This is a genomic window from Nostoc sp. EspVER01 (assembly GCF_034530635.1).
GTDB lineage: Bacteria > Cyanobacteriota > Cyanobacteriia > Cyanobacteriales > Nostocaceae > Nostoc.
In genome coordinates, this window is the sequence record NZ_JAVRCS010000033.1 from 40,135 (window position 1) to 58,328 (window position 18,194).

Below are 18,194 nucleotides of genomic sequence, written 5' to 3' on the forward strand. Positions count from 1 at the left end.
TGACTTTTCGCAGGTGCGATCGCACCACACAACTTCTGGTTAAATTTTACTAATGCTCTATAAGCTTGATACTTTAGAGGGTAGAAAAATCTAGATGCTTTGGCTATCTCAATGGCTAGTGTTAGGAACTATATTTGTTAGCTTAACTTTTAGCACACCTTTATTTGCCAGTCAGTCTATGAACCAACAAGATATCCAGATATTAATAGAAAAAGCTAAAGATGCATGGGTTGCTCAAGATATCGATGCTCTTACACAATTGTTTACAGTTGATGGAGAACTAATCATACCTGGTCAATGCTGGCGGGGGCAAGAAAGAATTCGAGAAGGACTTGCCAATTTTAAACAAGAGTATTCAGATGTTAAAATAGACATCCAACGGATTATCATTGGAGCAAATCAGGCAGCAGTAGAGTGGTACTACGAAGATACAGAAAAAGCGACAGGTCATCGTAATAAAGCTGATGACGTAATTATTGTAGATTTTCGGGATAGTCAAATTAGTCGTTGGCGTGAATATTTTGACACACAAACGCCAACTAACAGATAGTTACATTAGATGTGAAACTCTAATATCCTTAATTTATTTTGAATCAAGGATATTGGAGTATCAAAACTAACTTGTAACATAAAAAACACCAGACGTTTAACACCTTAGACCGCTCTGATAAAGAATTTAACCTTCCCTTCAGTGATAATAAAGTGGAGGAAGCGACAAAAACTCCACACCGTCAAGGTTTTGATTGATTTACACTGTTCAAACATCTGCGGTCGCTCTCCTTCGATGTCTGATAATGGATCACAGCGGCATAACACCCATACAGTGCTGTTTCTTATCACTAACTACAATAACTAACCCTTGTCTAAAAAACCCTCTCTCTAGGGTAGGAATACTAACTAGCCAAGAGAGAGAGCTATATTGGCTAGACAGGCGTATCTAAAGTAAGATTTTAATTCTTTATTAACTCTAGCCGCTCATTTGACGCCGTTGGGACTGTACTTGGTTAAACTGCTTTTGTTGTGGTGTTAATTGGTTGTAATCACTTGAAGATTGCATATCCCATTGTAATTCTGCTAGTAACAGTAAACTCACGGTCATAATTAGCCCCGTTGAGAGAAATTGCATGACACCGCAGTATGGTAAAACTAAAATTCCCAGCAAATGAATAAACCCCATCAGAATAAATGTGCGTGAACGCATTCCTATCCCGGTGCAAAGGTAGCCGATGGCACTTAATCCTAACCACAGTGGACACAAACGGATCAACACCTCTCCCCACCCCAAAAAAATACTTAGATCGGTCAAGATTAAACCCATTAAGATTAAAATCGCCCAGCTATAAACAACCCAGCGTAGCTGTTCTACAGTTGCCCAAAACCAAGTTAAACTTACCATGCCAACTGCACCCAATAAGGTAAGCACTGACCACAAAATAGCTTGGCTACTCCAGCTAATGGGTAGAAACTGAGCAGTTACGAAAATTCCAGATGAAATTAGTCCCCAGAGAATAAATGCTTGGTCGACGCGAGTATAAAACTTTGAAAAGAGGATGAAATTTCCAATTTGGTAGTTGAGACAGACTAAACCTTGAATATCTTGAAAATCTAGCTCTTGCTGTTTGTCACGCAGGAGTGGCTCAGAGGAATTGAAAAAAGTCATTGATAATCTATTACTCTTGGTAGATGAATAAATTATTACTCTATCCAAAGATATATTGTTATTTAAATATAAACAAGTAAAAAATAGTTGAGATACTTTTAAGCAAGAAAGGTTCTAGAAGTCAGTATACTTGTTGAAAATTAGTATATTTTGCAACGTTAGAAAACTCCGCATCCACCTTAAAACTATTTAACAATTTTTTCAAAAATCGCTGATGAATCGGTTTTTTTCAATAGCGATCGCAACATTAAGATACTAAAGAAGCTGCTATCAGTTTCTTTTGCTTAAGCGTGGCGATGTCTACGACGGGCTAAGCCTCATCCACGCTTAAGCAGCAACTAATCTAGCCCTCTATTTACGTACTAGGTTCAGCAGTTCTTTAGGAGAAGCCAACAAGTCAATCGCTACAAAGAAGATTTTGCCTTGGGGATCTATCAAAAAGCGCCATGCAATATTCATGCCCACGCTGGCTCCGAACCAAGGGGTTTGGACTTTGCCTGTAACTTTAACTTGGGTATAGCCATCTTCCACAGGCTCAGATACGCCGCGCTCTGGGAGCATCTTCAATCCCTGGCATTCTTCACGCATATAAGCGCGAATTGCGTCTTGACCAACAATTGGTCTTTCAAAGGGAGGTTGCAAAGCACCTTCGGAACGAAACAGAGAAACCGCAGCATCAAAGTCATTGGCATTCATGTTGTTGATATAGCCAAGTACCGTAGGATTGTTGATACCCTCAATGGTGACTTTAGTCCGAAATGCTGGTGCAGTGGGAGGAGCGACTGGCTCTGAGACTTTTTTGTAACTACCAGGAGCATTCGGATCGAATCCCATGCTAATTACGGTATTGCGTAGGATGGTAATTTGTTGACCTGAATCTGCATTGCGGATGGCTTGTAACACATCGGCAGCTTTAGAAGAAAGCTTGTAACCTGGTGGGATTGGAGCAACGATTCCCTGAGCCATCCATTCTCCTAACTGATACCAAAAGCCCAACTTGATATTCACGGTGAAGGATGCATAAGAACGGCACAGAGGAGTATCAGCACGGTTAGCCAAATCATACATGACTTGCGTTTGAGCCTCAAAAGGCATCTGCTTAATTTGTTCGAGTAAGCCTTGTGCAAGGATCATGTTGGCTGCCCCAGGAGCCGCAACTGTAATACTTCTACCCATCTCTGTATAAGCAAACCAAAGTAATGCTAGTTGGTCTTCAGCATTGAGCTTAGAGAATGATTCGACGACGGTTGGAACAACGTCAGCAACTAGAGTGCCGGGAAAAATACTTTGAGCCGACTGGATGGTAAAAGACATAGCAGAAATTCCAAAAAGAAAATTACAGTTCTACCGAAATGTGAAAAATTAAATGTGCAAAGACAGAGGAGAAATGCGTTCAATTGTTAATAAAGGCACTCAGTAGTTTTGGCATCACTAGAAAGTCTGTTGTAGACATCGATAGCTTTAATAAAGGCATAGTGATGCTGTTGCCGTTGAGTTTAGATACTTGGCAAAGCACATTGCAGCCTCAACTGCATGGTTATTTAGAAAGCCTTGATTAACGGTGGTTTAACGCATTGATGTTGCTTTTATATCTTTATGTAAAGAAACATAACAAGTTCGTTACAAATTAGCAATACCTTCTCAGTTATACATTGATAGCTTCTGATTATATAAATAATAATTTTTTCTGATGTTTAATTTAATGCAATTGGTACTTTTGTGTGCATCAAATTTCCATAATCCTTAGCTGAACCTATTCGCTATCAAACATCACAAGCGTCACAGCCTACTGTCAATATGGTTCGGTTAAAATTTTTTGATGAAAATTCCAGATCGCTAAAGACGCGATAAATTGCCGTCTCTACTCTACAATAATCAGTCTTTCGTCTTGACGGCGATTCATCGCGTCTCTTGCCTGAACCGAACTGTATTGAGCCGACTTCTAGACATTGCCTAGTTCTCGCACAAATCCGAAATACCCTACTCACTGAGTACGGTTCTCACTACTTTTATTTCTATGTCAAGTAGTTGCATAAAATATTTACAATAGTTAATATTTATTTACAGAGAGCAAAACAAAGAGTCAAAAATGGCAAGTAAAGGCTTTACCATTAACGAACGCAGTCAAATCAATAGATTTGCGATTGAACCCAAAGTTTATGTTGATGAAACCCCACAGATAGGATTCACCAAATATGCCGAAAAACTCAATGGGCGTTTGGCAATGCTTGCTTTTGTTTCACTCATAGTTGTAGAAGTCATGACCGGACACGGTTTGATTGGATGGCTAACCAGCCTTTAAAGAAGACACTTTGAGATTTCTTAATTTTCTTCACTTGACGAATAAAGCAATTTAGAGGCAAACTTACTTATGAAAACCGATTTTGATTATCCCAAAAAGGATTTGATTGGACCCGTTGTTTTTAGACCTGCTTTCAACAACTTTGAGACTATCAATGCAAATCAAGCCTGGTCATTGTTTTTTACTGCCGGTCAAGATGATAAAGGACTGGGACAAGAAATTGAGTTCGGCAGATTTTTCACTAACCTTTTAATTGCAATTGGAGTAACTGGAATTACTTGGGCTATTTACTTCAGCCAATTAGGATAAGTAAGTTTGTTCATTTCTAGTGTGTAGTAACTTCAACAGAGGTCTTGGATTTGGATACCAGGACTTCTTTTAAATTTTCAATAAGTTTAAAAACTCTATTTAGCTTTGGAAAAAGTTTGATGTTGATTGGATTTATAAAGCTTCCCAATTTATCGCGATATTGTGGATACGTGGGTTTAGAAGTAGCACAAATCGTTTCCAAACATCTTGCTGTTCAAAGTAAAACCTATGTAATTCAAAATAGAAGGGTATTGGTACATCAACTTTTAAAGTCTGGTCTGGATGCTCATACCGCAGATCGAACTGTTACTGTACTTATATCAAGCCCGGTTTTACAATTAAGCAATAAAAATCAGTGTGCAATTAATTGTATGCGAAAGGAACTATAACAGGTAGAAAAAAGCATTGGTGTTAGAGGAGAGGTGACAGATTACAGGAAATATCTGTCGCCTCTAACCTGTGCGCTATTCACTACTTCAACGCAAACAACGAATCGCCTCTAATAGACCTCTAGCTTTATTCAGCGTCTCTTCGTATTCTTTTTCTGGCTCAGAATCAGCTACCAAACCTGCACCGGCTTGTACGCTGACGGTATTATCATGCACTACCATTGTGCGAATTGCGATCGCAGTATTTAATTGCCCTTCAAAATCGTAATATCCATACACACCAGAATAAACACCCCGACGGCTAGACTCTAACTCGTGGATAATTTCCATCGCCCTAATCTTGGGTGCGCCGCTTACCGTACCTGCTGGGAAGGAAGCTTTCAGTAAATCCCATGCTGTTTTACCAATTGCTAATTTACCCACAACATTGCTAACAATGTGCATTACATGGGAGTAGCGCTCAACCACCATTAACTCATCAACTTTGACGCTACCACTTTGACAAACACGCCCCAAATCATTCCGCCCTAAATCCACAAGCATTACGTGTTCGGCAATTTCTTTGGGGTCTTGGAGTAAATCTTCAGCGAAGGCTGCATCTTCCTTAGTGGTTTTACCTCGCGGACGCGTCCCAGCAATTGGGCGTACCGTCGCTACTACTCCACCATCTGAATCCGTTTCAGCTTTCACCATCACTTCAGGACTGGAACCGATAATTTGCCAATCTTGGAAGTTAAAGTAAGCCATGTAAGGCGAAGGATTTATCTGACGTAGCGACCGGTAAAGGGCAAAAGGGTCGCCTGTGTATGTTGTTGATAGTCGCTGAGAAATTACTACTTGAAAAATATCACCCGCTTTAATGTAATCTTTTGCCTTTTCAACGCTGGCACAAAAATCAGGGCGGGTAAAATTACTCTTATACTCCTCTGCGCCTCGTTCACTGAGCGTAGTCGAAGTGCTGCTCCCCTGCGCCTCTGCTCCTCTGCTTCCAGGTGGCTTCCATTCCAATCGAGTTTTTTCCGGCGATAGGGGTAGAGATAGCTTTTCAAGCATTTGGGTGACGCGATCGCCAGCTTGTTGATATGCTGCTTTTAAATCTACATTCGGGTCGCGTAAATCAGCATAAGCGATCGCCCAAATTTTCCGCTTCACCTGGTCAAAAATCAATAAGTGGTCTACCTGCATCCACAATCCATCAGGTATATTACGCTCATCTGGTGGATAAATTGGCACACGCGGCTCAATCCACTGAATCAATTCATAGCCCCAAAACCCAAACAAACCGCCAATTCCTGGTGGTAGCTGTGGTAATTTCACTGGGTGATAAGGTGCTAAACATTCGGCTAAAGCTGTAAAAGGATCGCCAGCAAAAACCACCTGCGAACCATCGCGGTTTTTCTGAGTCGTGCGATCGCCTCTTGCTTCCAAAACCCACACCGGATCGCAGCCCACTAAACTATAGCGTCCCAGCTTTTCCCCACCTTCTATCGATTCCAACAAAAAGCTATAAGGCTGACCCGCACAAACTTTATACCAAGCGGATACAGGCGTATCTAAGTCCGCCACCCATTCTTGATATACCGGGACGAAGTTGCCTTGTAGAGCTAGTTGAGAAAATTCGGAGAAATCGGGGAATACCATAAATTGCTTAGGGATGGGGCATAAGAAGCAGAGGGGCAGAGGAGCAGCACTTCTCTACGAGAGGCTTCTCTTTCAGAGACGCTAACGCGAACGCCAACGACTACGCTCAGTGAACGAGGAGCAGAGGAGAAATAATAACTCCTAACTCAGCACTCCTGAAGGGCATGGGGTACAAGAAGCAGAGGGGCAGAGGTAATAGGGCGCAGAGGGGAAATATTTGCTGTAACTTCCCCCCCTGCTCCTCTGCTCCTCTGCTCCTCTGCTCTCCGTCCCCAATGCCTAGTCCCTATACGTCGTGGGTAGCTTTACCACTGAACTTGAGTTGTGATGGATTGGGGTTTTGCCCAATGCTGCGTGGGACATAACGCACTTTTTCACGACCTTCATTTACTTTTTCGGGGAAGACACCATCAGCTGGGTGAAGTAAGGTAGTTTCTCCGTTGGGTAAAATCCGGTAAACTTTGTAGTCTGTGATTTTGAGTTTGCGAAGTTGCTGACCGCCCAAAAAGATGCCATATTCTTTACGAGCTATATACAGCAGGTTTTCACCTTTCCGCATAACAGCAGCACCACCTGTAGGCAATTCAAATACTTGCTCTTTCGGGCTAGTCCAAGTGATAGCGTACTTTTCTTCAACTACTGCTTTGTTTAGCAAGCCACCAGTGCTGCCAGCAAATAGCGGGGTTTGTCCAGAGAGTGTTTCTGCCATAAAGATGATTCTCTCAACGTTTTTAGGGAATCCTAACACCGCAACCACGATCATATTGCGATCGCGTCATAGACTGTAACAGTTTTTAGTCATTTTTCCTTTATTCTTTGTCATTTGTTAAAAACCAATGCCCCATCCTCAATGTCTAATAGACCTCTTGCAAAAATATATTTTTGCAAAAGAGGGGAAAGGGTAAAGGTTAAAGGGAAAGAAGTTTGAGTTTCTTTACCCTTTTCCCTTTCACCTTTACCCCGACAAATGCCAAGAAGTCTAATGATTAATGACTAATGACAAAGTACTAATACCTATTTACTCTTGACTTTTGTCCGTTTTTCCTCTTGGCTACTCCGAACAATCGGTATGGTGAAGTGAAACTGACTACCCTGGTCTTTGCCAATTGACTCTGCCCAAATTTGCCCACCCCAGCCATTAACAATTTGACGGCAAATTGCTAAACCAAGTCCAGTCCCGCCAGTGGTGCGGCGCAGCGCTCCTTCTTCTTGATAGAAGCGGTCAAAAACTACTTCTAAACGATTTGGTTCAATGCCGCGTCCGCTATCAGCTACAGTCACCTCGACCATTTGACGGCTGTTGTAAATAGCTTCAATCGTGATTTCTCCTTGGGGTGGCGTAAATTTCAAAGCATTGTCCATGAGTTTTGCCAGCACTTCGACTAGCCAATCACCATCTGCTCTGACTAAAGGTAGGTTTTCGGCAATTTGAGTCTTGATTTGGGGCTGCTTTTCCATTGAGGAACGGGTGCGATTTCGGCTGAGTGCTAAATCGACACATTCTTGTAAGGTGAGGGATTCTGGATGCCATTCCACCCGCCCGCTTTCCAAGTTGGAAAGTGTAAGAAAATCTTGTACCAGTTTTCGCATCCGCTCTGAGTCGGAAAGAGCGGTGTTGAGCATCACCTGCTGCAATTCCAAGGGCATATCTGGTTCGGTAGCAAGACTTTCCAAGCACACTTGAATTGTGGATAGGGGAGTACGCAGTTCGTGTCCAGTGATGGCTATGAGGTTGCTGCGGGTGCGGTCTAGGGCTTCTAGCTGCTGGTTAAGTTCTTCTAGGTTAGCGTAAGCTTCCGCTTGGATGAGAGCTGCTCCTACTTGGGTAGCGATCGCTTCTACCAAATCCAATTCCCCAGGTTGGCACTCGTGCGGTGGCATTCGGCAGTAATGTAACTCCACAATGCCTAATAATCGCCCTTGATAGAAAACTGGTTCCATCAGCCAAGAACGAATGGCAAACTTTTTAGCGATCGTGGAAAGTCCTGGCGATTTGGTAACGCGGGGGTCACTCAGCGTATCGCTTACACAAACACCTTCGCCTTGTTCTACGATGTCCCGAAATAGGGAATTTTTCTCTAACTCCCAGGTTTGCCCACAAACAGATAAAACACCGGGATTCAAAAACTCGTGTTCAATTATGGCTTGGCTATCTGTAGCTTGAGCGCGGTAAATTAAACAGCGACAAGCTTCTAGGTGTTGCCCTAATTCTTGTGCTGCCACCTGGAGAACTTCGTGAGGATCGAGCGATCGCCGAATAGCAGTACTAATTGAGTTGACTAATCGTTCTTTTCGTGCTTGGGCAGCAATAGAACGGTAGGCTTTGTGCAATTTGTACTGACTAGCTTGCAAATAAGTTACTAAGCGCTGCACAAAGGGATCTGTATCGATGTCACAGGCATACTCATTTACCTGTTCTGTCCCAGACTGGTTTCGCGGCTCCCCGATGCCAAACCTTTGACGTGCCTGTTGAATTTTACTTGTCAGTTCTGGTCTGTAAACCAAAATCCTATCTAACAGCAATTCGGCGGCTTTCAGGCTAACTCCCCTTTCCGATGTCCAAATTCCCTCAAATCTTCGGGCTGTGTCTATATCTAGATTCGGGCTTAGTTCCGGTAGTTGCTTGTTTTTGGCAAGAGAACCAAGGTTTTCTCGGCAAACCAGACAAGTAGCATAATTGTCAGCAATCACTACCAAATGCCACTCCTGACTTAAGCCATCCGTTGGCTCAAAAGCCACTTTTTCGTAGTGTTCCGAACTGTTGATGAAATCCGTTTCTGGAGCAGATAATACGTATATTTGATTACTTCGCAAAGCAAGTCGCTGGTAGCGATGAGCTTCTTGGCGGTAGAATCGCTCTCGCTGGAAACTAGCAATTACAAGGGGTTTAGCTAAAGTCGCAGCCAAAACTTGATCTTCCATCGCGTGGGAGAGCGCCGTTAATGAAGCCTTAAAATATAGCTGGGGCCGCAAGTGGGGTAGGGACTTTAGCAGATCACTCAGCACAGAAGTCGAAATGCTCATGAATTATTGTTAAACGCTCAACCTCGATCAGATCCACGTCACAGCTGCATTGTACAAATTTCAAGGGACTCTCAAGTTAAATAGACAGCTGCAATATGTAAAGAACGCTAAAAAGCGCTTTTCGCCAAAGCAGTCGCAACACTTCGTTACCAACTAAGGGGTGTGGAACTTGATTTGTTGATTGACAACCTATTACGCCCAATATACATTCTCTACAACTGATGCTTTTGCTTGTACAGGTAAAATCTTTCAGGAATAAGTACTAAAACATTAATTATTGTATGGTTTTAACTACTGTGTTCGCTAATAACCACGGATGATAGATTTACAGTCCATGTGTCGGCAAAATAGCTTGTTGTAGACATCGCCTACTTTGCCGACGTTGATTTTTGCTCGCTAAATAAATTTTCTTAGCCAAAAATCGTGAACTGCGATATTCACATAACTTAATCAATGATTAGTGATTAAACTTAATCAATTAATTATCATAAATTTAGTCTAATCAAATATCAAAGATTATTTAAAACAAAATCGTATACTAAATAAATGTTCTCTATGCCCAACAAAAACTGTAAGTTCCACGTGTTTGCTGAGTATAGTATATATCTTGTGTATTTGAAAGTTCAACGACTAATAAATTATCTCAAAATCGTCAGTTTTCAGTCTTGACCTCACACTTATACGACCTAAATAAATTTAGTTGCTCTGTCTCAAAGCAAAAGGGTATTTATTCTTTCCCTCTGTCTCTTGGGCAACAGACTTCTACTCAAAAGACGACAAAAATATAGACCTGTACACGGAATTTTGTCTAATGACACCGGATACGCTAATGACCCCAGAAAAAATTTTTCTGGATGGAAAAACTTTTATTCCTGCCGAACAATTACCGATCCCGGAGTGGCCTTGTGTTGTGGCTGAAAGATCGCAACCGACACTAACGGTTAAAGATGATGATTTATTTTTCGTGACAGATACTATCGGGAATATTTCTGGCTGTTCCCTCAATGATGGCAATCCCAGTATGGGACTGTTTTGTTGTGATACGAGATTTCTGAATCGCTTGGAGTTACAAATTGAAGGGCGATCGCCTGTACTTCTAAGTAGTACTGCTGAGAAAGGTTTTTCACTCTCAGTTTTGTGTACTACCCCCAGAATCGACGATCGCCTGAAAGCCGAGACTATCGGAATTCGCCGAGAAATCGTGCTGAATGGGGCACTATTTGAAGAAATAGAAGTATCTAACTACAGCACAACCACTGTCAATTTTGAACTAAGTATCAGCTTTGATGCGGATTTTGTAGATTTATTTGAAGTCCGGGGCTATGACAGAGAAAAACGAGGTCGGCTTTTACGTCTAGTAGAACCGACGACTGAGGAAGGAACATTTTCTCACGTCGATGGCGTTGCACCAGTACCTAAAGAGCCATCTGCCTCTAGAGAAGAATCCTTAACCCTCGCCTATCAAGGTCTGGATGGCTCAGTGATGGAATCCCGGATTCTATTCCAGCATCGGCAACCAGACTCTTTCAAGGGTTACACTGCGGTTTGGCAGCTTGAGTTGGCTTCTCACGAAACTCAAAAGTTGGGCTACCGAGTGAATATGTTGAGAAACAACCAGTCTAGTTCTACTGTGAGCGCCGCCACGACATTAGGACAGGCAAAAGCTGCTGAATTGATGGAGGAGCAAAACTGGGTACAACAAATTACCCGCATTAGCTCAGATAAGAGTAGCTTCAATCGAGTGATTGAGCAGGCTGAACAAGATATGTATTTGTTGCGCCAATCTTTTGGTAAGCATAAGACTGTTTCCGCCGGAGTGCCTTGGTTTTCGACATTATTTGGGCGAGATTCGTTGATTACAGCTTCCCAAACCCTGATGTTAAACTCGCAAATCGCCAAAGAAACTCTGATATTACTGGCGACATACCAAGGTAAAATCGATGACGAATGGCGCGAAGAAGAACCGGGTAAGATTTTGCACGAGTTACGTTTAGGAGAAATGGCTCGTTGTCAAGAAATTCCCCATACACCTTACTACGGTACTGTTGATGCCACTCCTTTGTGGCTGATGCTCTATGCCGAACATTATGCTTGGACTCACGATGGAGAACTCCTAGAGCAACTTTGGCCCAATGCTCTAGCGGCAATGGATTGGATCGATCGCAATATCAAACAAACCAGTTATCTCAGCTACTTCCGTACATCGAAACGCGGTCTTGCTAACCAAGGTTGGAAAGACTCTGGCGACTGTATTGTAGACCGCAAGGGAGAATTAGCCAACGGGCCAATTGCTCTTTGTGAGGTACAAGCTTACGTCTATGCTGCAAAAATACGCTTATCAGAAATAGCTAGAATGAAGAAGCGGCTTGATTTGGCAGATCGTTGGCAAGAAGAGGCGAGAAATCTTAAGGTTCGTTTTAATCAAGATTTTTGGGTGGAAGACCAAGATTTCTGCGCTCTGGCTTTGGATGGAGAAGGCAAGCCAGTAGACAGCATTACCTCAAATCCTGGCCATTGTCTGCAATTGGGACTCTTCACAGACGAAAAAGCTCATAGTGTAGCAGAACGCTTACGGGCACCAGACATGTTTAATGGTTGGGGCATTCGGACTCTAAGTAGTTTGTCACCTGCTTATAATCCGATGGGTTATCACATTGGTTCGGTTTGGCCCCATGATAACGCTCTAATTGCAATGGGATTGCGATCGCTCGGTCTTATCGATCAAGCCTTAGAAATATTCCAAGGTTTATTTGACATGACTGAGCAACAACCCTATCAACGTCCTCCAGAACTTTTTTGCGGCTACGAACGGAACGGTGATAATGCTCCTGTGCAGTATCCGGTTGCTTGCACTCCTCAAGCTTGGGCTACGGGTAGTGTTTTCCAACTACTGCAAATGATGGTCAACTTGGTGCCTGATGCTCAAAATAACTGCTTGCGAATAATCGACCCCGCTTTGCCAGAATCGATTAATCGCCTATCATTTCATAATTTGCGAGTCGGCCCTACCATCCTCGATTTAGAATTTGAGCGTTCTGGGACTACGACTGCTTGTCGCGTTGCGAAAAAACGGGGTAATTTACGGGTAGTTATTGAAGCTTAGAGAGAGTAGGGAGTAGGAAATTTACCACTCCCTATTTTATGGTTAGTGCGATCCACTCCAAAAATCCAGTGTTAGCCTGCTTCATTGTCAGTGTGTAGAGTTCTTAAAAGCTGCTCTGTAAGCTCGATTAATTCAGATACATAATTTTGCGTAATTTGTGTAGTTTTGAAGCCATGAGCAATAGAATTACGTAATGGAAGTGCATTCATTAGTAATTCATACTCAGATTTTGAAATTACACCTTCAGTTGCTAATTGCTTGACTAAGTAGCGTGGATCAAATCTTTGTAAACTTAGCTTTTCCTTTTGGACAATAAGTCTTATAGTTGCTTCTAGTAAAGACCAGGAATATAGGAGAGCTAATTCTGGATGTTGCGTTGTAAGTTGCCTTGCTGCTTGCAACTGTAATTCTATTTCATGCTCTTGAAGAGAAGCCTCTGCTTTCAGAGAATACGTTGTATCCTCCGGGTTGGTCATTACTAATTCAAATCTCCAACCAGGATGTTTTTCTACCGCTTGAGCTAAATTACCTAAATATTGATTAGAAGAAGAGTTCAGTGAGGAGCGTGACTTGACTTCAATAACTACATTTTCTTCTCCCCTACGTACTATCATGTCAGGGCGATAGTGATTAAGGAAGTCAGGCAAGTCTTCTGGATTTGGATGAAAAAAAACTTCGTAACCCTTCTGGCGATACTCCTCTGCTAGTTTCAGCAATCGCTCTCTTTCTAAGTTTGCAGTTGGAGTTTCCATCAAATAATTACCTCCTGATTAGGAGCATTAGTTACGACAATATGTAAGAACTCATTGCCACGAGCAAAGCCTTCCGCCAATGTCGGGGTCATGTTTTCTATTGTAAAGTTACCTGACAAATTCCTCTTTCTAACTAGGAGATCGCTTACTTGATTATCATCGACGTAGGCTAATCCTTTAATTGCATCTTGAATAGGCTTCACTATATTGTCTACATCTATTTGATCATAATCATAGAAATAGGTTATTTGGAGCATAACCAACCCAGTAGCTGTTTTTTGTTCCGAAGACCAGTATTTCTCAGCCTCTTGTCGCACTGTCTTTTTCCAATCTTGAAGCCGATTGCCCTTACCGCGAGTACGAGCCTGTTGTGATACTGGTGGCCCATCTACTATGAACTCAAATCTGGTCAATGCACTTTTAAATAATAGATTGTAGGTTATTCTATGCTAGTAACCTAGAACACAAGCAGATAACTCCCGCTCAACCTGCTCAATTGGAATCCCCTGCCTTTGGTCAATCTGGTCAAACCCTTCCCGTATAGCTGCAGTAAACTCAATTTTCTGAACAATTTCTCTTAGGGTTACATCCTGGGGTAAATGTTTTACCAACTCAATAACGGCTTCTTTGTCACTCATAGCAACTTAAACCTGCGCCCAGTGGACAACACAATGTTAACTTACCAGCCTACTGACGCGATCGCCCCAAATTCAAAGATGGTAATAAATTTCTACTAAAAAATTAAGGATGTAAAAACAACAATCATTTACACCCAAATTGCTAACAGACGCGATTAATCGCGTCTCTGCTTTTATGCTTCTTCGGAATTATCTCTTTTATTTCCTGGGGATGCTTCGTAAAGTGCATCAAGATGTTGACGTGCATCTTCAACGTTAATTGAACGCATTATCAAAAGTGGCTCTTTAATTAAGTTTCCAGCGCTATCTAATAACTCTGGATGGGGTACAAATTGTCTCTTTGATGAATAATAACCATAGTTGCCTTGATTATTCATTGGCGAGGAATTTGTCGGGTAAGTTCGCTCCCGATCAAAACTGAACATAATCAGGTTACGAATTAAGTTGCCAACAGCTATAAATGCAAGGATTGTAAAAGCAAGAATGTAAAGCAGGTGTAACATTGGATTTTCCTCCAGAACAGGAATTTTTTAAACTTTATTTTGTAACGCTTTGTTTCGCCGATACTGTGACTCACAGTTAAGACGATTATTCTACGCACTCTTCATGCGCTTACATTTATATGGAGCTATTTGTCAACCGTTATTCCACTTACGGTAGCATAGGATACATTATTTTGTTAATCCAAATAATGTTAAGAAATTATTAAGAGTTTTTTACTATCTTTTTAACGACTGATGCGTAGACGCTTCCTTGGCTAGTCTTGAGACATCGCTAAGTTGTCAGCCGAAATTTAGCGCTTAGACTTCACGTCCTTGACGAAAGCGCATTGCGACATTCCAGCATTCTGTTACTAATTCATGCCAAGGCATTAACGTTGCCATATCAATTCCAACTTGTTTATCAGTTGCATTAAATAGCATCTTCGCCGTATTTAGTTCATCCTGCGCTTGCTTAACCCGCAAGAGCAAGTCAGATTGCTCTTGGTGACTCATAAATGATAGTTCCTCAGTTTCGAGTAAATGGCGCGATCGCGTAAACCAATGCTGAAAATCTTCCAGCAGCGGATCTAAAACCGTTTTCAGCAACTCTGGCCCTGGTAAATTTGAGTCTGACATAAATGAGAGAGATATTTCAAACTTGCTTACTAATATTAACGTTATTTACGTTTCTTAATACTTTTTTGGTTTCTCTCATAATTGGTTGATGTAAAAATTTGTAACAAAGGGCACAGAATTTATTATATAGTCTTGATATCTGGTTTGTACAGTGCTGTTGGAGAGGTAACTATAGGTATATATGACACCGAGTTGCAATTCATCAGATAATTTAGCGATGTCTACGATGGTCACTGAGCGCAGCCGTTCGCGCAGCGTCTCGTAGAGAAGTGCGGGCTACGCCTACGCGGCCAATCCTGAATTTGACACTCAGGTAAGAAATCAAAAATTTATCTTTATCTTTGGATTGAAGAAGAATTCAGGAGTCAAAATTCAGGACTGAGAATCAAAATAGTGGGGGATTCAAACCCGCCACCTAGAAACACCATTAAAGAAAACATATTTAGCAGAGTCTTAAACCCCTTTATTCATTACGCCAGTACTTCGACAAACTCAGTAACCATCGGATTCCAATTCATTCTGAATTCTGAATTCTGACTCCTGAATTCTTTCTTGATAGCTGAAAAAAACAAAAACCAAAGTCGTTATAGTTGAATAAGCCTACAGATTCAGATAAATCACCTTTTGTAATCACCTCGCCAACGGTTCAGCAGCCAATGTCGCCAAATTCATCAAATCAGTCACAACAGTCAGAACAAGTTGAAAAAATTTATTTACCGCGTACCAGCGAATCGGAGAACTTAAAAAAGATTCGCCACACTGCTTCCCATGTAATGGCAATGGCAGTACAAAAGCTGTTTCCCAAGGCACAAGTTACAATCGGCCCTTGGATTGAAAACGGTTTTTACTACGACTTCGACAGTCCAGAACCATTTAGTGAAAACGATCTCAAAGCCATCAAGAAAGAGATGGCGAAGATTATCAATCGCAAACTGGCAGTAATTCGGGAAGAAGTCAGCCGCGAAGAAGCCGAACGCCGGATTCAGGAAATTAAGGAACCTTACAAGCTAGAAATTCTGGCAGATATCAAAAACGAACCAATCACGATTTACCACCTGGGGAATGAATGGTGGGATTTGTGCGCGGGGCCTCATCTGGAAAATCTCAGTGAATTAAACCCGAAAGCAATTGAACTAGAAAGTGTTGCTGGCGCTTATTGGCGTGGGGATGAAACCAAAGCCCAATTACAACGCATCTACGCCACCGCTTGGGAAAGTCCAGAACAACTCACTGAATATAAGCGACGTAAAGAAGAAGCACTGCGGCGAGATCACCGGAAACTGGGTAAGGAACTGGGATTATTTATATTTTCTGACCAAGTGGGGCCGGGTTTACCTTTATGGACACCCAAAGGCACTTTGTTAAGGAGTACTTTAGAAGACTTCCTCAAACAAGAACAGATCAAACGTGGCTACCAGCAGGTTGTCACCCCTCACATTGGCAGAGTGGATTTATTTAAAACCTCTGGACACTGGCAGAAATATAAAGACGATCTGTTCCCAATGATGGCAGAAAATGAGGAAGCTGCTGCACAGGAACAAGGCTTTGTTCTCAAAGCCATGAATTGCCCTTTTCACATCCAAATATATAAGAGCGAGTTGCGTTCCTATCGGGAACTACCGATGCGGTTAGCAGAATTTGGTACTGTTTACCGCTACGAACAATCAGGAGAACTGGGCGGTTTAACACGGGTGCGGGGTTTCACTCAAGATGATGCCCATATATTTGTCACTCCAGAACAGTTAGACAGCGAATTCCTCAAGGTAGTGGATTTGATCTTGTCAGTGATTAAGACTTTGCAATTGGGGAATTTCAAAGCACGACTGAGTTTCCGCGATCCAGCTAGTGATAAGTATATTGGTTCCGATGAAGCTTGGAACCAGGCTGAAAATGCAATTCGCCGGGCTGTTGAAACCTTGGGGATGGAACATTTTGAGGGAATTGGGGAAGCAGCTTTCTACGGGCCTAAACTAGATTTTATTGTCAGTGATGCCCTAGAAAGGGAGTGGCAATTAGGAACTGTGCAGGTAGATTACAATTTGCCAGAACGCTTTGATTTGGAGTACGTCGCCGAAGATGGTGTTCGCAAACGTCCAGTGATGATTCACCGTGCGCCTTTTGGTTCGCTGGAAAGGTTGATTGGGATCTTAATTGAAGAATATGCAGGGGATTTCCCTTTGTGGTTAGCGCCAGTGCAAGCTAGATTACTACCCGTGGGTGATACACAGCTAGACTTTGCTAAAGATGTGGTAACGAAAATGAGAGCGTTAGGCATCCGTGCAGAAGTTGATACCAGTGGCGATCGCTTGGGTAAACAAATTCGCAATGCAGAGAAAGAAAAAATACCCGTAATGGCGGTGGTAGGAGCTAAGGAAGTGGAAACTAACACTTTGAGTATCCGTACCCGCGCCTCTGGAGAATTGGGAGTTATAGCTGTAGATGAGGTGGTAGATAAAATGAAGGATGCGATCGCTAAGTTCGAGAATTTCTAAAATCTAACCGGGAGAATTTCTAAAATCTAACCGCATACGCACACTAATCATATATTGGTGTGCGTTTTGTCTAGCTGGTAGGTTTTGGGAAGGTGCGATCGTAACCTATTTAATTATCAAAGACTCGTTGACGGAGATAAAAGGTGGATTCATCCAGTTCAAACACTCATTTTAATTTTAACTTTTCACAGGATTTGGAAGGTCAGAAAGTATCACAGACAACAAAAGTTTTCTCAATCACCGCACCCAAGAAAACTTTTCGAGTTATTCAAGACTGATAGGATTGATTTAAAGACTTGTGGAATCTGCTCTTCCTAAACAGACTGGACTTGCATAAATTACTATCAACAATTGTTGATTCACATCATGAACCGCTTTACCTCTATTTTGCTGGCTGGCTTGATAGCATCTGCATCAGCTTTAGCTATTTCCCCAAAAGCCGAGGCTAATACACAAGCATCTTATGTTGCTCAGTTTGATAGCTACGGCTACGATCGCAACGATGATGGTAACTACGAACGTCATAGTCGTCACTACAGAAATGGTGATTATGACCGCCAGAACGACCTTCGCAACATTCGTGACAACGATCGCCGCTATGGCCGCGACAATAATCGCCGTTATGACCGCGATAATAATCGTCGTTATGACCGCGATAATAACCGCCGTTATGACCGCGACAATAATCGCCGTTATGACCGCGATAATAACCGCCGTTATGACCGCGATAATAATCGTCGTTATGACCGCGATAATAACCGCCGTT

17 protein-coding genes are annotated in these 18,194 nt (G+C 42.2%); 7 read left to right on the top strand and 10 right to left on the bottom strand.

The genetic code is table 11. The features are described 5' to 3' along the window. Positions 1-94 precede the first annotated feature (94 nt). Positions 95-550, top strand: coding sequence for a nuclear transport factor 2 family protein (locus tag RMX69_RS22980; protein WP_322638814.1), 456 nt, complete (start codon positions 95-97; stop codon positions 548-550). A 417-nt stretch (positions 551-967) separates the two neighbouring features. On the opposite strand, the gene RMX69_RS22985 is transcribed toward RMX69_RS22980, so the two are convergent. Then, entirely contained in the window at positions 968-1,660 is a 693-nt protein-coding gene (locus tag RMX69_RS22985; RefSeq protein ID WP_289798614.1) for a hypothetical protein, read from the bottom strand. Positions 1,661-2,011: 351 nt separating this feature from the next. After that, on the bottom strand, positions 2,012-2,974 hold the full coding sequence (locus RMX69_RS22990) for an orange carotenoid protein N-terminal domain-containing protein (protein ID WP_289798613.1): 963 nt from the start codon (positions 2,972-2,974) through the stop codon (positions 2,012-2,014). An 83-nt stretch (positions 2,975-3,057) separates the two neighbouring features. Here RMX69_RS22990 and RMX69_RS22995 point away from each other — a divergent pair, with 83 nt between their 5' ends. The 3 genes from RMX69_RS22995 to RMX69_RS23005 all read left to right on the top strand — a co-directional run bounded on the left by RMX69_RS22995 (position 3,058) and on the right by RMX69_RS23005 (position 4,271). Beyond that, a complete protein-coding gene (locus RMX69_RS22995; RefSeq protein WP_322638815.1) occupies positions 3,058-3,219 on the top strand; it encodes a hypothetical protein in 162 nt (53 codons plus the stop codon). Positions 3,220-3,749: 530 nt separating this feature from the next. Next, positions 3,750-3,962, top strand: coding sequence for a chlorophyll a/b-binding protein (locus tag RMX69_RS23000; protein ID WP_289798611.1), 213 nt, complete (start codon positions 3,750-3,752; stop codon positions 3,960-3,962). Positions 3,963-4,031: 69 nt separating this feature from the next. Continuing rightward, positions 4,032-4,271, top strand: a complete 240-nt coding sequence (locus tag RMX69_RS23005; protein WP_322638816.1) for a hypothetical protein — start codon at positions 4,032-4,034, stop codon at positions 4,269-4,271. 476 nt (positions 4,272-4,747) lie between these two features. Here the strand turns inward: RMX69_RS23005 and trpE are convergent, their stop codons facing one another. From trpE to RMX69_RS23020, 3 genes are all read right to left on the bottom strand, one after another. Further along, positions 4,748-6,301 carry an anthranilate synthase component I gene (gene trpE / locus RMX69_RS23010; RefSeq protein ID WP_322638817.1) on the bottom strand — a complete coding sequence of 518 codons (1,554 nt, stop codon included), beginning with the start codon at positions 6,299-6,301 and terminating at the stop codon, positions 4,748-4,750. 286 nt (positions 6,302-6,587) lie between these two features. Continuing rightward, positions 6,588-7,010, bottom strand: a complete 423-nt coding sequence (locus RMX69_RS23015; RefSeq protein WP_289798609.1) for a photosystem I reaction center subunit II PsaD — start codon at positions 7,008-7,010, stop codon at positions 6,588-6,590. A 305-nt stretch (positions 7,011-7,315) separates the two neighbouring features. Next, on the bottom strand, positions 7,316-9,325 hold the full coding sequence (locus RMX69_RS23020; protein WP_289798608.1) for a DICT sensory domain-containing protein: 2,010 nt from the start codon (positions 9,323-9,325) through the stop codon (positions 7,316-7,318). A gap of 811 nt (positions 9,326-10,136) precedes the next feature. Between RMX69_RS23020 and RMX69_RS23025 the strand changes: the two genes are divergently transcribed. Continuing rightward, positions 10,137-12,428, top strand: a complete 2,292-nt coding sequence (locus RMX69_RS23025; RefSeq protein ID WP_289798607.1) for an amylo-alpha-1,6-glucosidase — start codon at positions 10,137-10,139, stop codon at positions 12,426-12,428. Positions 12,429-12,499: 71 nt separating this feature from the next. Here RMX69_RS23025 and RMX69_RS23030 read toward each other — a convergent pair whose 3' ends face one another. The 5 genes from RMX69_RS23030 to RMX69_RS23050 all read right to left on the bottom strand — a co-directional run bounded on the left by RMX69_RS23030 (position 12,500) and on the right by RMX69_RS23050 (position 14,936). Continuing rightward, positions 12,500-13,180 carry a hypothetical protein gene (locus RMX69_RS23030; protein WP_289798606.1) on the bottom strand — a complete coding sequence of 227 codons (681 nt, stop codon included), beginning with the start codon at positions 13,178-13,180 and terminating at the stop codon, positions 12,500-12,502. Continuing rightward, positions 13,180-13,593, bottom strand: a complete 414-nt coding sequence (locus tag RMX69_RS23035; RefSeq protein ID WP_322638818.1) for a RusA family crossover junction endodeoxyribonuclease — start codon at positions 13,591-13,593, stop codon at positions 13,180-13,182. The genes RMX69_RS23030 and RMX69_RS23035 overlap by 1 nt, the downstream gene beginning before the upstream one ends. Positions 13,594-13,629: 36 nt before the next feature. After that, positions 13,630-13,818, bottom strand: coding sequence for a hypothetical protein (locus RMX69_RS23040; RefSeq protein WP_289798604.1), 189 nt, complete (start codon positions 13,816-13,818; stop codon positions 13,630-13,632). A 173-nt stretch (positions 13,819-13,991) separates the two neighbouring features. After that, a complete protein-coding gene (locus RMX69_RS23045) occupies positions 13,992-14,321 on the bottom strand; it encodes a DUF2973 domain-containing protein (protein WP_289798603.1) in 330 nt (109 codons plus the stop codon). 297 nt (positions 14,322-14,618) lie between these two features. Beyond that, positions 14,619-14,936 carry a DUF2605 domain-containing protein gene (locus tag RMX69_RS23050; protein ID WP_289798602.1) on the bottom strand — a complete coding sequence of 106 codons (318 nt, stop codon included), beginning with the start codon at positions 14,934-14,936 and terminating at the stop codon, positions 14,619-14,621. 656 nt (positions 14,937-15,592) lie between these two features. Between RMX69_RS23050 and thrS the strand changes: the two genes are divergently transcribed. Together thrS and RMX69_RS23060 are read left to right on the top strand one after the other, a co-directional pair. Beyond that, complete coding sequence (thrS, locus tag RMX69_RS23055) at positions 15,593-17,428, top strand: threonine--tRNA ligase (RefSeq protein WP_289800083.1); 1,836 nt, start codon at positions 15,593-15,595, stop codon at positions 17,426-17,428. A gap of 366 nt (positions 17,429-17,794) precedes the next feature. Next, the coding region (locus RMX69_RS23060; protein WP_322638819.1) for a hypothetical protein at positions 17,795-18,194 on the top strand (400 nt) is incomplete at its 3' end.

Bases quoted from the DNA above. Each gene is read 5' to 3' on its own strand.
- RMX69_RS22980 (WP_322638814.1), top strand. From the start codon at position 95: ATGCTTTGGCTATCTCAATGGCTAGTGTTAGGAACTATATTTGTTAGC.
- RMX69_RS22985 (WP_289798614.1), bottom strand. From the start codon at position 1,660: ATGACTTTTTTCAATTCCTCTGAGCCACTCCTGCGTGACAAACAGCAA.
- RMX69_RS22990 (WP_289798613.1), bottom strand. From the start codon at position 2,974: ATGTCTTTTACCATCCAGTCGGCTCAAAGTATTTTTCCCGGCACTCTA.
- RMX69_RS23000 (WP_289798611.1), top strand. From the start codon at position 3,750: ATGGCAAGTAAAGGCTTTACCATTAACGAACGCAGTCAAATCAATAGA.
- RMX69_RS23005 (WP_322638816.1), top strand. From the start codon at position 4,032: ATGAAAACCGATTTTGATTATCCCAAAAAGGATTTGATTGGACCCGTT.
- trpE (WP_322638817.1), bottom strand. From the start codon at position 6,301: ATGGTATTCCCCGATTTCTCCGAATTTTCTCAACTAGCTCTACAAGGC.
- RMX69_RS23015 (WP_289798609.1), bottom strand. From the start codon at position 7,010: ATGGCAGAAACACTCTCTGGACAAACCCCGCTATTTGCTGGCAGCACT.
- RMX69_RS23020 (WP_289798608.1), bottom strand. From the start codon at position 9,325: ATGAGCATTTCGACTTCTGTGCTGAGTGATCTGCTAAAGTCCCTACCC.
- RMX69_RS23025 (WP_289798607.1), top strand. From the start codon at position 10,137: ATGACACCGGATACGCTAATGACCCCAGAAAAAATTTTTCTGGATGGA.
- RMX69_RS23030 (WP_289798606.1), bottom strand. From the start codon at position 13,180: ATGGAAACTCCAACTGCAAACTTAGAAAGAGAGCGATTGCTGAAACTA.
- RMX69_RS23040 (WP_289798604.1), bottom strand. From the start codon at position 13,818: ATGAGTGACAAAGAAGCCGTTATTGAGTTGGTAAAACATTTACCCCAG.
- RMX69_RS23045 (WP_289798603.1), bottom strand. From the start codon at position 14,321: ATGTTACACCTGCTTTACATTCTTGCTTTTACAATCCTTGCATTTATA.
- RMX69_RS23050 (WP_289798602.1), bottom strand. From the start codon at position 14,936: ATGTCAGACTCAAATTTACCAGGGCCAGAGTTGCTGAAAACGGTTTTA.
- thrS (WP_289800083.1), top strand. From the start codon at position 15,593: ATGTCGCCAAATTCATCAAATCAGTCACAACAGTCAGAACAAGTTGAA.